Below are 14,068 nucleotides of genomic sequence, written 5' to 3'. Positions count from 1 at the left end.
CGTCAGTGGCTCCTCACGTGGATGATGTGGACGGGTTCGGAGTCGGGACCGAGCCGCACGAAGTTGTCCTGGCGCCATTCCCACGTCTGGTTCGTGATGTGGTCGTGCGCGTCGAACGTCGACCACGTGGCCATACCCAGTGCCTCCATGTCGAGGTGCACCCACGTCTCACGCGTGGCGTGCGGGTCGAGGTTGGCGATGACGAGGACGGTGTCGCGCTCGCCCGTGGCCCGGTCGACGACTCGGGACTTGCTGAAGACCATGACGTTCTCGTCGTCGGCCGTGTGGAAGCGCAGGTTGCGCAGCCAGTGCAGCGCGGGGTGCCAGCTGCGGATGTCGTTGAGCCGCTTGAGGTACCACGCGAGCGAGCGGCTCTCGAGGGGGCCGCCCGGCTCGTAGAGGTACCACTGACGGTCCTTGTACTCGTACTTCTCGTTGTCGAGCTGCTCCTCGGCGCCGGGGCGGGCCACGTGCTCCATGAGCTCGTAGCCGGCGTAGATGCCGTACGTGGGTGCCATCATCGCGGCGACCGCGGCGCGCAGCTTCCACGCCGTCGGACCGCCGTACTGCATGTACGGGGTGAGGATGTCGTGCGTCGTGGGCCAGAACGCCGGGCGCATGTAGGCCGACCCGGTGTCCTCGCCGGCCAGCTCGGTGCCGTACTCCTCGAGCTCCCACTTCGCGTTGCGCCACGCGTAGTAGGTGTAGCTCTGCTGGAAGCCGGCCTTGGCGAGCTGGTGCATCATCGCCGGCTTCGTGAAGGCCTCGGACAGCCAGACCGTGTCGGGGTGTTCCCGCGCGACATCGGCGATCAGCCACTGCCAGAAGGCAACCGGCTTGGTGTGGGGGTTGTCGACGCGGAAGATGCGCACCCCGTGGTCGAGCCACACCTGGATGACCCGGCGCACCTCGGCGTAGGACCCGGCCGGGTCGTTGTCGAAGTTGAGCGGGTAGATGTCCTGGTACTTCTTCGGCGGGTTCTCGGCGTAGGCGATGGTGCCGTCGGCCCGCGTCGTGAAGAGCTCGGGGTGGGTCTGCACCCACGGGTGGTCGGGGGAGGCCTGCAGCGCGATGTCGAGCGCGACCTCCATGCCCAGCCGCTGCGTCTCGGCGACGAAGTGGTCGAAGTCCTCGAACGTGCCGAGGTCGGGGTGGATCGCGTCGTGCCCGCCGTCGGGCGAACCGATAGCGTACGGCGAGCCGGGGTCGCCGGGCTGGGCGGTGAGGCTGTTGTTGCGCCCCTTGCGGGCCGTCGTGCCGATCGGGTGGATCGGCGTCAGGTAGACGACGTCGAAGCCCATGTCGGCGATGGCGGGCAGCCGCTGCGCCGCGGACCGGAACGTGCCGGAGACCCAGTCGCCGGTCTCCTCGTCGCGGTGGGCGCCCTCGGACCGGGGGAAGATCTCGTACCAGGCGCCGTAGAGCGCGCGCTCGCGCTCGACGAGCAGGGAGTATGCCGGTGAGGCCGACACGAACTCGCGCAGCGGCACGAGCGCGGCGAGACCCGTGATCTCCGGTGACGTCGCCGCGCCGAAGCGATGGGCGGCGGGGGTCCGGTTGTCGCCGAGGGCGACGACGCCCTTGTCGATCTCGGAGGCGTCGACGCCGAGACCGCGGACGGCGTCGGCGAAGCGCTCGAGCACCCGGACGCCCTCGGCGCACATGAGGTCCTCGTCGACCCCGGCGGCGATCTTGATGCCGGCGTCGTGCACCCACGTCGCATAGGGGTCGGACCATCCCTCGACGCGGTAGGTCCACCAGCCCTCACGGTCGGCGACGACGGTGGCGGCCCACTCGGACAGGCCGGGGTTGACGCTGTGCATGGCGAAGTAGTGGTCGGTGCCATCGGGGTCGGTGAGCACCGCGGTCGCGTTGACGGCGTCGTGGCCCTCGCGGAAGACCTTGGCCCGGACGGTGAACTCCTCGCCGACGACCGACTTCGCGGGGCGCGTGCCGCCGTCGACGAGCGGACGCACGTCGCTCACGGGGATGCGGCCCATCGGGAGCGCGCCGCCCGGCATGCCCTCGACGGTCGGCGGGGCGCTCACGGGGTGGTCGGGGGCGAGGTGGACGGCTCCGGCCTCGGTGTCGTCGACGAACGCGGTGTCTGCGGTCGGGGTGGCATCGTCGCGTCGTGGTGCTTGGGGGGCGGCGCTGCGCACGCGGTTCGGCTTGCTGGAACGGGGCTTCTTCGCTGAGCCAGTCACTGCTCGACCGTATCGAAGATGCGGCGTTTGGCCCATGACGCGCCGAGGCCCCGTCCGATGGGTGAAACCTCCCTGCAAGCGTTGCAAGAACCCGACATGGCGACCCCTATGCTGTCCCCTTGTGAAGGCCATCCGTCGCTTCAGCGTCCGTACCGTCCTGCCGAGCCGCATCGAGGGACTCGGCGTCCTCGCGAGCAACCTGCGCTGGTCCTGGCACCCGCCGACCCGCGACCTGTTCGAGAGCATCAGCGCCCGCAAGTGGGCCCAGGCCGGGGAGGACCCCGTCAAGCTCCTCTCCCGCCTGTCCTCCGACGAGCTGGCCGCGCTGGCTGCCGACGACGACTTCGTCAGCAGCGTCGTGGCCGCCAACGAGGACCTGCACAGCTACCTCTCCGACGAGCGCTGGTACCAGTCGTGGAGCCGCGAGCAGGAGGCCGCCGGCAAGGCCGCCCCCGCCGCCATCGCGTACTTCAGCCCGGAGTTCGGCATCACGTCCGTGCTGCCGCAGTACTCCGGTGGCCTCGGCATCCTCGCCGGTGACCACCTCAAGACCGCGTCGGACCTCGGCGTGCCGATCGTCGGCGTCGGGCTCTTCTACAAGACCGGCTACTTCAAGCAGTCGCTCAACCGGGACGGCTGGCAGGTCGAGACCTACCCGGTCCTCGACCCCGACGGCCTCCCGCTGTCGCTGCTGCGCGAGGAGGACGGCACGCCCGCCGTCGTCACCGTCAGCCTGCCCGCCGGTCGTCAGCTGCACGCCCACGTGTGGAAGGCGCAGGTCGGCCGCGTGCCCCTGCTGCTGCTCGACTCGGACGTGCCCGGCAACGACGAGCAGACCCGCAAGGTCACCGAGTCGCTCTACGGCGGCGGCGGCGACACCCGCCTCGAGCAGGAGCTGCTCCTCGGCATCGGTGGCGTCCGCGCCCTGCGCCTCTGGTCGCGCCTGTCGGGCGACCCGACGCCGGAGGTCTACCACACCAACGAGGGCCACGCCGGCTTCCTCGGCGTCGAGCGCATCACCGAGCTCGTCCGCGACCACGGCCTGACCTTCGACGAGGCCCTCGAGGCCGTGCGCGCCGCGACGGTCTTCACGACCCACACGCCCGTGCCCGCCGGCATCGACCGCTTCGACGCCGCGAAGATCAACCTCTTCTTCGGCGGCGCCAACGCCATCCCCGGAGTGCCGGTCGAGCGCCTGCTCGCCCTCGGCGCCGAGGACTACGAGGGTGGCCAGCCGGGCATCTTCAACATGGCCGTCATGGGCCTGCGTCTCGCGCAGCGCGCCAACGGCGTCTCCCAGCTCCACGGCGTCGTGAGCCGCGAGATGTTCGACGGCCTGTGGCCGGGCTTCGACGACGTCGAGGTCCCGATCTCCAGCATCACCAACGGTGTCCACGCCCCGACGTGGGTCGACCGCGCCGTCTACGACGTCGCCCGCAAGCACCTCGGCACGGCCGACATCGCCGGCGAGAACGCCTGGGAGCGCATCGACGAGGTGCCCGCCGATGCCGTGTGGTCGACGAAGCGCGAGATGCGCGAGAAGCTCGTCGCCGACGCCCGCCGTCGCGTCAAGGCCTCGTGGCAGAAGCGTGGCGCGAGCGACGCCGAGCTCGGCTGGGTCGAGGACATCCTCGACCCCGACGTGCTGACGATCGGCTTCGCCCGCCGCGTGCCGACCTACAAGCGCCTCACCCTGATGCTCCGCGACCCCGATCGGCTCAAGCGCCTGCTGCTGCACCCGGAGCGCCCGGTGCAGCTCGTCATCGCCGGCAAGTCGCACCCCGCCGACGAGACCGGCAAGCGCCTCATCCAGGAGATGGTCCGCTTCGCCGACGACCCCGAGGTGCGCCACCGCATCGTCTTCCTGCCCAACTACGACATCGCGATGGCCCAGCACCTCTACCCGGGCTGCGACGTCTGGCTCAACAACCCGCTGCGCCCGTTCGAGGCGTGCGGCACGTCCGGCATGAAGGCTGCACTCAACGGCGGTCTCAACCTCTCGATCCTCGACGGCTGGTGGGACGAGTGGTTCGACGGCCGCAACGGCTGGGCGATCCCGACCGCCGACGGCGTCGAGGACGCCGACCGGCGTGACGACATCGAGGCCTCCGCGCTCTACGACCTCATCGAGAACGACGTGGCCGCGAAGTTCTACGACCGCGACGCCGCGGGTCTGCCGCAGGGCTGGATCGACATGATGACCCACACCCTCAAGACGCTCGGCCCGAAGGTGCTCGCGAGCCGCATGGTGCAGGACTACACCGAGCAGCTCTACAGCCCCGCCGCCGGTGCGGGCCGCTCGGTCTCCGGGTCGGAGTTCGCCGGCGCCAAGGACCTGGCCGCGTACAAGTCGAAGATCCGCACGGCGTGGCCCAAGGTCAAGGTCGAGCACGTCGAGCCCTCGGGCCTGTCGGACTCGCCGCAGATCGGCGACGTCCTCGACCTGCGCGCCTACGTCGCTCTCGACGGGCTCACCCCCGACGACGTCGAGGTGCAGCTCGTCCACGGACACGTCAACGACGTCGACGAGCTGTGGGGCATGGAGGTCGCGCCGCTCGCCCTCGTCGACTCCTACGAGGACGGTCGGCACCAGTTCGCCGGCTCGCAGCCGCTGCGCCGCACCGGGTCGTTCGGCTACAGCGTCCGCGTCGTCCCGAAGCACCCGGGACTCGCCGGCCCCGCCGAGCTGGGACTCGCGCGCAACGCCTGACACCCGTACGCGACGAGAGCCCGGACCCCGACGGGGTCCGGGCTCTCGCCGTGCGAGGACGTGGCCAGGGGGCGGGTCTGCGCCCTTCAGCCGGCGGTCGAGCGCCAGACGCGCATCGAGGCTGCGGCCATCGGGACCTCCGTGCCGGCGGCCACGGGCTCCGACGGGGGAGCGGGCCGCTCCTCGGCGCTGTCCCACAGCATCTCGTATGCCGTCGCGCCCGGTGCCGTCGGCAGCGTCACCTCGACCGCGTGGGCCGACCCGTTGACGACGACGAGCACCGACTGCTGCGAGAGCCGCGCGCCGTCGTAGAGGGCCTGGATGACGTGGGTCGCAGGGCCGTCCCAGCGATCGCCCATGGGGTGTCCGTCGGATGCGAACCATGCGAGGTCGGTCGAGCCGTCGGCGTGGATCTGCCTGCCGGAGAAGAAGGCCCGCTGCCGTAGCACAGGGTGCTCACGCCGCAGGCGGACGAGGTGCCGGGTCGTCTCGAGGAGGTCGTCCTGCCAGGGCTCGTGGTCCCACGACATCCAGCTGATCTCGTTGTCCTGGGAGTAGGGGTTGTTGTTGCCGCGCTGGCTGCGGCCCATCTCGTCGCCGGCGTTGAGCATCGGCACGCCGGTCGACAGCAGGAGCGTGCCGAGCAGGTTGCGGATCGAGCGCCGACGCGCCGCGGTGATGTCGGGGTCGTCGGTGCGGCCCTCCACGCCGTGGTTCCACGACCGGTTGTCGTTGGACCCGTCGGCGCCGCTGTGGCCGTTGGCCCCGTTGTGCTTCGTGTCGTAGGTCGTGAGGTCGGCGAGCGTGAAGCCGTCGTGGGCCGTGACGAAGTTGACGGAGGCGATGGTGCCCCGGTCGTGGCGGTCGAAGAGGTCCTGCGACCCCGCGAGGCGCGTCGCCAGCTCGCGGACGCCGTGGCCGACGCCGCCCGCCGCGGAGGCGGCGAGGTCGCGCAGCCAGAAGGTCCGGGTCGCGTCGCGGTAGCGGTCGTTCCACTCCGAGAAGGGCGGCGGGAACTGTCCGGTGCGCCAGCCGTGGATGCCGAGGTCCCAGGGCTCGGCGACGAGCTTCGCGCGGGACAGGACGGGGTCGGTGCGCAGGGCCACGAGGAAGGGGTGGTCGCGGTCGTAGCCGTCGTCCTTGCCGCGACCCAGGGCGACCGCGAGGTCGAAGCGGAAGCCGTCGACGTGGCACTCCTGCACCCAGTAGCGCAGCGAGTCGAGCACCATCCGGGCGACGACGGGGTGCGTGAGGTCGAGGGTGTTGCCGCACCCCGTGACGTCGATGTCGCGACCGCGGCCGTCGACGCGGTAGTACGCCCGCTGGTCGAGCCCGCGCCACGAGAGCGTCATGCCCTCGCGGGCGTTCTCGGCCGTGTGGTTGTAGACGACGTCGAGGAGCACCTCGATGCCGGCCGCGTGGAGGTCCTTGACCATCGTCTTGAACTCGTCGAGGGCGCCCTGCGGGTCGGGGGTCGACGCGTACGCCGCGTGCGGTGCGAAGAACCCGAGCGTGTTGTAGCCCCAGTGGTTCGTCAGCCCCCGCAGGACGACGTCGGGCTCGTGCGTGAAGGTGTGGACCGGCAGGAGCTCGACCGCCGTGACTCCCAGCCCCAGCAGGTGGTCGACGAACGCGGGGTGGGCGAGGCCGGCATACGTCCCGCGGAGCTCGTCGGGGACGCCGGGGTGCAGTCGCGTGGCGTTCTTGACGTGGACCTCGTAGATGATCGACTCGGTGAGCGAGTGTCGCGGGAAGTCGTCTGCGCCCCAGTCGAACTCGTCCTCGACGATGACACAGCGCGGCATGTGCGGTGCCGAGTCCCGGTCGTCGCGCACCCAGAGGTCACCGCGCAGGTCGGGGCCCACGTGGTGGGCGTAGACGGCCGGGTCGAGGCGCACCCCGCCCTCGACGGCCCGGGCGTAGGGGTCGAGGAGCAGCTTGGCGGGGTTGTGCAGCAGGGACCGGTCCGGGTCCCAGTCCCCGTCGACGCGGAAGGCGTAGCGCTGACCGACCCCGACTCCGGGCACGATGTCGAACCACGTGCCGTGTGCCCGGTGGCGTAGCGGCACCCGGCGCTCGGTCTCGCTGCCGTCGGCAGTCGTGTCGAAGAGGCAGACCTCGACGGCCCGGGCGTGGCCGGCGTAGACGGAGAACTGCGCTCCTTCGGCGGTGAGCCGGACCCCGTGCTCGGGAGGCAGGTCTGGCGTCGCGGGAGGGGGCGGGCACATGTGTCCGAGCGTAGGGGGTGGCCGATCGCAGGCCCGGGTCGGATCGACCTCGCCGCGCAGGCTCGTTACGGTTGGCGCATGACCGATCCGACTTCGCTGCCCAACTTCATGCCGAGCGCGCCCGACGCCGGCCCCAACGGCGCCCCTGTCAGTGACGCGCCCGTGCGCGACCGCATCCTCGACGTGCTGAAGGGCCTCGGCATCGAGGCGAGCATCGACGGGGACGGCGACCTCGAGTTCGCCATCGTCGACGACCAGGGCACGAGCACGACCCTCTTCGCCCGCGTCGCCGAGGGCGACCTCGCCCTCGTCCGCTTCTTCGGGCAGTGGCAGCTCGCCGAGCCCGTCTCGTCCGACCGCAACGAGCGCCTCGCCCGCTGCAACGACCTGACGATGCAGCTCAACATCGTCAAGCTCTCGCTCGTCCAGGAGAGCCTCGTCGTCTCGGCCGAGCACGTCGTCACCCCGAACGCCGACCTCGACATCCTCGTGCCGCTGTCGGTCAACCACATCCTCCAGAGCGTCGGCTTCTTCTTCCAGTCCTGGCTGCCGATGGACGACGCGCCCGCTCCCGGCGACGCCTGATGGGCGAGTTCGTCCGGCTCGAGGTCGAGGACGGCGTCGGCACGATCCGCCTCGACCGGCCGAAGATGAACGCCCTCAACGTCCAGGTCCAGGAGGAGATCCGCGAGGCCGCCGCCGAGGCGACCGCGCGCACCGACGTCAAGGCAGTCATCGTCTACGGCGGTGAGCGCGTCTTCGCCGCCGGCGCGGACATCAAGGAGATGCAGACGATGTCGTACACCGACATGGTCGAGCGCTCCGGCCCGCTCATGAGCTCGATCAGCGCCGTGGCGCGCATCCCCAAGCCGGTCATCGCCGCCATCACCGGGTACGCCCTCGGTGGCGGCTGCGAGCTCGCCCTCGCGTGCGACTTCCGGGTCGTCGCCGACGACGCGAAGCTCGGCCAGCCGGAGATCCTCCTCGGCATCATCCCGGGCGCCGGCGGCACGCAGCGGCTCTCGCGTCTCGTCGGTGCCTCGCGGGCCAAGGAGATCATCTTCAGCGGACGTTTCGTCGACGCCCAGGAGGCGCTCGCCATCGGCCTCGCCGACAAGGTCGTCCCGGCCGCCGACGTCTACTCCGCCTCGCGCGCGTGGGCGTCCACGTTCGTCGGGGCGGCGTCGTATGCCGTCCGCGCCGCCAAGGAGGCCATCGACCGCGGTCTCGAGGTGGACCTCGAGACGGGGCTCGAGATCGAGCGGCTGCTCTTCGCCTCGCTGTTCGCGACGAAGGACCGCGAGATCGGGATGTCCTCGTTCGTCGAGCACGGTCCGGGCAAGGCGCAGTTCGAGGGTCGATGACCCTCACCCGTACGCCGCTCGAGGCGGACCCGCCGCGCCACTGCCGGTGGGTCCGCCAGGTCCGCCCCGGGCCCGGACGTCCCGGCGCGGTCCGGTCGTGACCGCCCGGTCGGGGCGCGGCCCTCTCGACGTCCTCGTCGTCTACGTCCCCGTCGGTGACACCGACGCCCTGCTCCGGGCGCTCTTCGCCGCAGGGGCCGGGACGGTCGGCGACTACCGCGAGTGCGCCTTCGTCACCCGCGGCACGGGGCAGTTCCGGCCCGTCGACGGCGCGAACCCGACCATCGGCGTCGTCGGTGACCTCGAGAAGGCCGCCGAGAACCGCGTCGAGCTCGTCCTCGACCGGGCGCTGCGCGGCGCCGTCGTCGCCGCCCTCCGGGCCGCGCACCCCTACGAGGAGCCGGCCTTCCACGTCCTCGAGACCGCCGACCTCGACCCCGCCTGACGTCGCGGGGCGACTCGGTATGCCGTCCGGGCCGGAGGTGCGCCGTGGCGCGGTTCTGGTCGCTGCCGGCGCCGGACCGGGGTCGGAACTGCGCCAGGGCGCATTGCTCGTCAGGAGGTCTTGAAGCCGCCGTTGCTGAGGAGCAGCTGGCCGTTGATCCAGCCGCCCTGCTCCGAGAGCAGGAAGCGCACGAGGTCGGCCGTGTCGCGCGGCGTGCCGAGCCGCCCGGCCGGGGTGTCGGCGGTGCCGAGCGCGCGGATCCGGTCGTCCATCCACCCCGTGTCGATCGGGCCGGGGTTGACGACGTTGGCGCGCACCCCGCGGTCGGCCAGCTCGATCGCCGACGCGATGACGATGCGGTCGAGCGCGCCCTTGCTCGATCCGTAGGGCAGGTTGTGAGCCGTGTGGTCGCTCGTCAGGGCCACGACGTGCGCGGCCGCCGGCCCGCCCGGCGCCTGCTCGGGCAGACGCTCGGCGAACGCCCGGATGAGCAGCCACGTGGCGCGGGCGTTGACGGCGTAGTGCCGCTCCCAGCTCTCGAGGGAGGTCGTGAGGATGCCGCTGTCGACCGACTCGCAGTGCGACATGACGAGCCCGGTCACCGGTCCGAGCCGGTCCGTCGCCGCGGCGACGAGGGCCTCGGGGACGGCCGGGTCGGACAGGTCGCCCGGCAGCAGCTCGACGCGGCTGCCCAGGGCGCGGCACTCGTCGGCCACCACAGCGGGGTCGTCGGCGCCGCGCTCGTAGCCGAGCCGCTCGTCGTAGGGCTGCCAGTGCCCGAGGGCGAGGTCCCAGCCGTCCGCGGCGAGTCCGAGAGCCAGCTCGGATCCGATGGAGCGGCGTCTGCCGACCCCGGTGACGAGGGCGACGCGGGGGCTCGTGGACGGGACGGTGGCGGTGAAGGACATGGCGCCATCCTGCTGCAGCACGGACAACCCTCGACAACCGGTTTTGCCTCGTCCCAGCCCGCCCGGGAGGCCCGCCCGTGCGGCGGACGGCAGCAGGCGGCATACGCCAGGGGTGCTGGTGGTGAGCGTCACGCCAGAGGCGTGCCGACTGAGCGGACGCTCGGTGAGAGGATGGACGGCAGTGCCGGAGCGACCTCCGGCAGTTCCATGAGCACCACCACCAGCAACGGAAGAGGACGTTCACCCATGAACATCGTCGTCTGTGTCAAGTACGTGCCGGACGCCCAGGCCGAGCGCACGTTCAACGCATCTGACAACACGACCGACCGCGAGAACGTCGACGGCCTGCTGTCGGAGCTCGACGAGTACGCGGTCGAGGAGGCCCTCAAGATCGTCGAGGCCGGCGAGGGTGAGGTCACCGTCCTGACGGTCGGCCCCGACGCCGCCGCCGACGCCATCAAGAAGGCCCTGCAGATGGGCGCCGACAAGGGTGTGCACGTCAACGACGCCGCCATCCACGGCTCCGACGCCATCGCGACCTCGCTCGTCCTCGCCGAGGCCATCAAGAAGATCGGGGACGTCGACCTCGTCGTCACGGGCATGGCCTCGACCGACGGCACGATGGGTGTCGTGCCCGCGATGCTCGCCGAGCGACTCGGCCTGCCGGCCGTGACGTTCGCGTCCGAGCTGAGCGTCGAGGGCACCACCGCGACGATCCGCCGCGACGGCGACGCCTCCACCCAGACGATCACGGCCACGCTGCCGGCCCTCGTGTCGGTCACCGACCAGATCAACGAGCCGCGCTACCCCTCCTTCAAGGGGATCATGGCCGCGAAGAAGAAGCCCGTCGAGCAGTGGAGCCTCGCCGACCTCGGCGTGGACGCCGCGCAGGTCGGCCTCGACGCCGCGTGGACGAAGGTCGAGTCCTTCGCCGCCCGCCCGCCGCGCTCCCAGGGCGAGATCGTCGCCGACGAGGGCGACGGCGGCAGCAAGCTCGCCGCCTTCCTTACCGAGCGCAAGTTCGTCTGACCTGCCCCTGACCTTCCCAGCCAGCAAAGGAGATCCGCACCATGGCTGAAGTACTCGTGCTCGTCGACCACGTCGAGGGCAAGGTCCGCAAGACCACGTCCGAGCTGCTGACGATCGCCCGCCGCCTCGGCGAGCCGTCCGCCGTCTTCGTCGGCGCCGGCTTCGACGCCGCCAAGGAGACCCTCGCCCGCTTCGGCGCCGAGAAGATCTACCGCGTCGAGTCGCCCGAGGTGCTCGAGCACCTCGTCGTCCCGCAGGCCGAGCTGCTCGCCCAGCTCGTCTCCTCGACCTCCCCGGCCGCGGTCCTCGTGCCGTCCTCGCCGGAGGGCAAGGAGATCGCCGCCCGCCTCGCCGTCAAGACCGAGTCGGGCCTCATCACCGACGCCGTCGACGTCCAGGCGGCCGACGGTGGCGTCGCGACGACCCAGTCGGTCTTCGCCGGCTCCTACACGGTGTCGGCCACGGTCACGAAGGGCACGCCCATCGTCGCCGTCAAGCCCAACTCCGCCACCCCCGAGGAGGTCGCGGGTGCGGCAGCCGACGAGGTCGTCGACTTCACCCCGTCCGACGCCGCCAAGGGCGCGAAGATCACCGAGTCCAAGCCGAAGCAGGCCACCGGCCGCCCCGAGCTGACCGAGGCCGCCATCGTGGTCTCCGGTGGCCGTGGCACCGGCGGCGACTTCTCCAAGGTCGAGGACTTCGCCGACTCGCTCGGTGCCGCCGTGGGTGCCTCGCGCGCCGCGGTCGACGCCGGGTGGTACCCCCACACCTCGCAGGTCGGCCAGACCGGCAAGCAGGTGAGCCCGCAGCTCTACGTCGCGTGCGGCATCTCCGGTGCCATCCAGCACCGCGCCGGCATGCAGACGTCCAAGACGATCGTGGCCGTCAACAAGGACAACGAGGCCCCGATCTTCGAGCTCGTCGACTTCGGCGTCGTGGGGGACCTCTTCACCGTCCTCCCGCAGGCGACCGAGGCGATCACGGCCGCCAAGGACTGACCCGCGCCCCAGTCACTCTCACCGTCGAAAGGCCACGAACCGGGTCCCGGTTCGTGGCCTTTCGACGGTCGAGGGGCGGGAGTCAGGCTGCCTCGGAGTCGAGGTCGACCCGCGACGACAGCCGGGTCCAGCTCTCGAGCCGCTGCCGGTTGAAGGCGTATGCCGACCGCCCCGTCCCGAGGGTCCACCACGCACCGCGCAGCGCCTCCGACGGCAGGCGCACCGGGCGGCCCTCGCCGTGACGCCACTCGAGCCGTCCGCTCGACGACACGCGCCGCACGTCGCGTCGGGCGATCGTCGTCGTCATGAGGGTGTTGTGCACGCGTAGGCGCTTCGTGCCGAGGTCGATGCGGGCCGACCACGCCCGCCAGCCGAGCGCGAGCGCGAGGGCCAGGCACACGGCATACGTCATCGTGGCGGGCAGCGACGGGACGAGCCGCACGAGCAGGCGGGCCACGAAGTAGCCGATGACCGGGCACGCGAGCGCCGCGACGGCCCGGTGGGCGGCGGGCGCGCGCAGCCGGCTACCACCGGTGCCCTCGTGCCTGCCACCCATGGGGCCGATCATAGGCAGACCGGCCCCACGGGTGGGGGTGACGAGGGACGCGTGTGGTGCTGGGTTCGTACTGCGTTCGTGCTGGGTGGGACCAGCCGTCAGGGGCGGATCGCCGTGGCCGCCGCGACGACGTCGACGAGGCCGTGCCCCTTGTCGAACGACGTCGTGCCGTTGCCGGCCGGGTCGCTGACGTAGGCGGCTCCGTCGGAGTACTTCCAGGCGGTGGCCTTGATGGCGGCCTCGACCTCGGCCGGTGTCGCGCTCGGGTTGGCCTGGAAGAGCTGGGCGACGATGCCGGAGATGTGCGGCGTCGCCATCGACGTGCCGCTGATGGTGTTGTAGTCGCCGTTGTCGCGCGGGTCGCCGCCCGTCGTGCAGATGGGCAGGTAGATGCGGCACGAGGAGGTGATGCCCTCACCCGGAGCCGAGATGTCGGGGTAGGTGCCGAACTGCCCGGCGCGGCCGCGCGAGCTGAAGTCGCTCACCGTGCCGCTGCGGGTGCCGGTGTCCTGGTCGTTGTACGACGCGACGGAGATGATGCCGCCCGTCGGGTCCTGGCCGGGAGGGTTGGAGAGGTTCGCGGAGCCGTCTCCGCCGTCGTTGCCGTTGGCCCAGACCGATACGACGCCCTCGGCGACGAGCGCCCGCTGGAGCTTGACCGTCGCGGAGTTCGGGTCGAACTCGCCGCCGCCCGAGGGTCCGTAGGAGTTGCTCGTCACCTTGATGGGCGGGCACGTGCTCACCGGCACCCCGGCACCGCAGGGTGCGGCGTGGTGCTCGAGGACCCAGTTGAGCGCCGAGTCGGCGCCGACGATGAGCAGCACGGCGCCGGTGCCCAGGCTGACGATGCTCGCGCCGGGCGCGGCGCCGTGCATCTTCGTGCCGTCCGACAGGGTCACGTCGCGTCCGGCGACGATGCCGGAGACGTGCATGCCGTGGCCGCCCGCGGCCAGCAGGTCGGTGTCGAGGCTGCCCGCATCGACGGGCTGGCAGGGGAGCAGCTCGAGCGGCTCGCACACCATCTTGAGGTTCTTCACGACGGCCGACGTGCCGTCGGCGTTCTTGAGGAACGGGTGCATCGGGTCGACGCCCGAGTCGATGACGGCCACGCTGACGCCGGAGCCGTCGAGGGCCCTGCCATTCGCCCCCGTCAGCGTCGTTCGCGCCTCGGAGCCGCGGGTGGCGGTGTTGGAGGTCGACAGGAACATGTCGATGGGCTGGTTGCCTTCGACGTAGGTGACGCCGGGGATCGAGCGCACGGCGTCGATCTGCACGGGCAGGCCGGCCGCGACGACGACGCCGATCTTGTCGTAGGTGTCACGGACCGTGAGCCCCGACGCGGTCGCGGCCCGGCGTGCGGTCCCGATGTCTGCGGCGTGGACGAGCACGGTCGTCGGTGTCACGGCCGACAGGCTCGACCAGTGCTGCGCGAGCCACGTCGACAGCGGGGCGCGAGCCTGGCCGGCACCCAGCAGGCCGGCAGCGGCTGCGGAAGGCGCCGACTGCGGGCCGGACGAGGCCGGCGCGGCGGCGGCCACGGTGGCCGAGGTCAGGGCGGTGGCTGCTGCCAGGGTGACCGCTCCGAGACGGAGGCGGCGTGAGGCGGTCAATCGCATGAGATCC

General features: G+C 71.5%; 11 protein-coding genes. 6 read left to right on the top strand and 5 right to left on the bottom strand.

Translation table 11 applies throughout. The features are described from left to right. Positions 1–2 precede the first annotated feature (2 nt). A complete protein-coding gene (locus tag ACSSS0_RS03835; RefSeq protein WP_487231182.1) occupies positions 3–2,021 on the bottom strand; it encodes an alpha-1,4-glucan--maltose-1-phosphate maltosyltransferase in 2,019 nt (672 codons plus the stop codon). Positions 2,022–2,328: 307 nt separating this feature from the next. Here ACSSS0_RS03835 and glgP point away from each other — a divergent pair, with 307 nt between their 5' ends. After that, positions 2,329–4,917 carry an alpha-glucan family phosphorylase gene (gene glgP / locus ACSSS0_RS03830; RefSeq protein WP_487230126.1) on the top strand — a complete coding sequence of 863 codons (2,589 nt, stop codon included), beginning with the start codon at positions 2,329–2,331 and terminating at the stop codon, positions 4,915–4,917. 86 nt (positions 4,918–5,003) lie between these two features. Here glgP and glgX read toward each other — a convergent pair whose 3' ends face one another. Next, positions 5,004–7,145, bottom strand: a complete 2,142-nt coding sequence (gene glgX / locus ACSSS0_RS03825; protein ID WP_487230125.1) for a glycogen debranching protein GlgX — start codon at positions 7,143–7,145, stop codon at positions 5,004–5,006. Between the two features lie 78 nt (positions 7,146–7,223). Between glgX and ACSSS0_RS03820 the strand changes: the two genes are divergently transcribed. The 3 genes from ACSSS0_RS03820 to ACSSS0_RS03810 all read left to right on the top strand — a co-directional run bounded on the left by ACSSS0_RS03820 (position 7,224) and on the right by ACSSS0_RS03810 (position 8,954). Continuing rightward, positions 7,224–7,730 carry a YbjN domain-containing protein gene (locus tag ACSSS0_RS03820; RefSeq protein ID WP_435985235.1) on the top strand — a complete coding sequence of 169 codons (507 nt, stop codon included), beginning with the start codon at positions 7,224–7,226 and terminating at the stop codon, positions 7,728–7,730. Beyond that, positions 7,730–8,509 (top strand): enoyl-CoA hydratase/isomerase family protein, encoded by a 780-nt coding sequence (locus ACSSS0_RS03815; protein WP_435985236.1) that lies wholly within the window; start codon positions 7,730–7,732, stop codon positions 8,507–8,509. Before ACSSS0_RS03820 ends, ACSSS0_RS03815 begins: the two co-directional genes overlap by 1 nt. A gap of 97 nt (positions 8,510–8,606) precedes the next feature. After that, entirely contained in the window at positions 8,607–8,954 is a 348-nt protein-coding gene (locus ACSSS0_RS03810; RefSeq protein ID WP_487230124.1) for a hypothetical protein, read from the top strand. Positions 8,955–9,064: 110 nt separating this feature from the next. Here the strand turns inward: ACSSS0_RS03810 and ACSSS0_RS03805 are convergent, their stop codons facing one another. After that, on the bottom strand, positions 9,065–9,862 hold the full coding sequence (locus ACSSS0_RS03805) for an SDR family oxidoreductase (RefSeq protein ID WP_487230123.1): 798 nt from the start codon (positions 9,860–9,862) through the stop codon (positions 9,065–9,067). A 246-nt stretch (positions 9,863–10,108) separates the two neighbouring features. Between ACSSS0_RS03805 and ACSSS0_RS03800 the strand changes: the two genes are divergently transcribed. Both ACSSS0_RS03800 and ACSSS0_RS03795 read left to right on the top strand, forming a co-directional pair. Then, the gene (locus tag ACSSS0_RS03800; RefSeq protein ID WP_435985239.1) at positions 10,109–10,891 is read left to right on the top strand and encodes an electron transfer flavoprotein subunit beta/FixA family protein; all 783 of its coding nucleotides are present in this window, start codon (positions 10,109–10,111) and stop codon (positions 10,889–10,891) included. Between the two features lie 41 nt (positions 10,892–10,932). Next, the gene (locus ACSSS0_RS03795) at positions 10,933–11,889 is read left to right on the top strand and encodes an electron transfer flavoprotein subunit alpha/FixB family protein (protein WP_487230122.1); all 957 of its coding nucleotides are present in this window, start codon (positions 10,933–10,935) and stop codon (positions 11,887–11,889) included. An 82-nt stretch (positions 11,890–11,971) separates the two neighbouring features. Here the strand turns inward: ACSSS0_RS03795 and ACSSS0_RS03790 are convergent, their stop codons facing one another. Continuing rightward, complete coding sequence (locus tag ACSSS0_RS03790) at positions 11,972–12,445, bottom strand: hypothetical protein (RefSeq protein WP_487230121.1); 474 nt, start codon at positions 12,443–12,445, stop codon at positions 11,972–11,974. Between the two features lie 98 nt (positions 12,446–12,543). Beyond that, positions 12,544–14,061 carry a S8 family serine peptidase gene (locus tag ACSSS0_RS03785; protein ID WP_487230120.1) on the bottom strand — a complete coding sequence of 506 codons (1,518 nt, stop codon included), beginning with the start codon at positions 14,059–14,061 and terminating at the stop codon, positions 12,544–12,546. Positions 14,062–14,068 lie beyond the last annotated feature (7 nt).

This window comes from Terrabacter sp. R4-6, assembly GCF_057529065.1.
The sequence above is the reverse complement of the archived record's forward strand: the minus strand, read 5'-3'. Positions and strand labels throughout refer to the sequence as shown.

Coding starts and splice junctions, on each gene's coding strand:
- ACSSS0_RS03785 (WP_487230120.1), bottom strand. CDS start 14,061: ATGCGATTGACCGCCTCACGCCGCCTCCGTCTCGGAGCGGTCACCCTG.
- ACSSS0_RS03815 (WP_435985236.1), top strand. CDS start 7,730: ATGGGCGAGTTCGTCCGGCTCGAGGTCGAGGACGGCGTCGGCACGATC.
- ACSSS0_RS03820 (WP_435985235.1), top strand. CDS start 7,224: ATGACCGATCCGACTTCGCTGCCCAACTTCATGCCGAGCGCGCCCGAC.
- glgX (WP_487230125.1), bottom strand. CDS start 7,145: ATGTGCCCGCCCCCTCCCGCGACGCCAGACCTGCCTCCCGAGCACGGG.
- ACSSS0_RS03790 (WP_487230121.1), bottom strand. CDS start 12,445: ATGGGTGGCAGGCACGAGGGCACCGGTGGTAGCCGGCTGCGCGCGCCC.
- ACSSS0_RS03835 (WP_487231182.1), bottom strand. CDS start 2,021: ATGCCGGGCGGCGCGCTCCCGATGGGCCGCATCCCCGTGAGCGACGTG.
- ACSSS0_RS03805 (WP_487230123.1), bottom strand. CDS start 9,862: ATGTCCTTCACCGCCACCGTCCCGTCCACGAGCCCCCGCGTCGCCCTC.
- ACSSS0_RS03795 (WP_487230122.1), top strand. CDS start 10,933: ATGGCTGAAGTACTCGTGCTCGTCGACCACGTCGAGGGCAAGGTCCGC.
- ACSSS0_RS03800 (WP_435985239.1), top strand. CDS start 10,109: ATGAACATCGTCGTCTGTGTCAAGTACGTGCCGGACGCCCAGGCCGAG.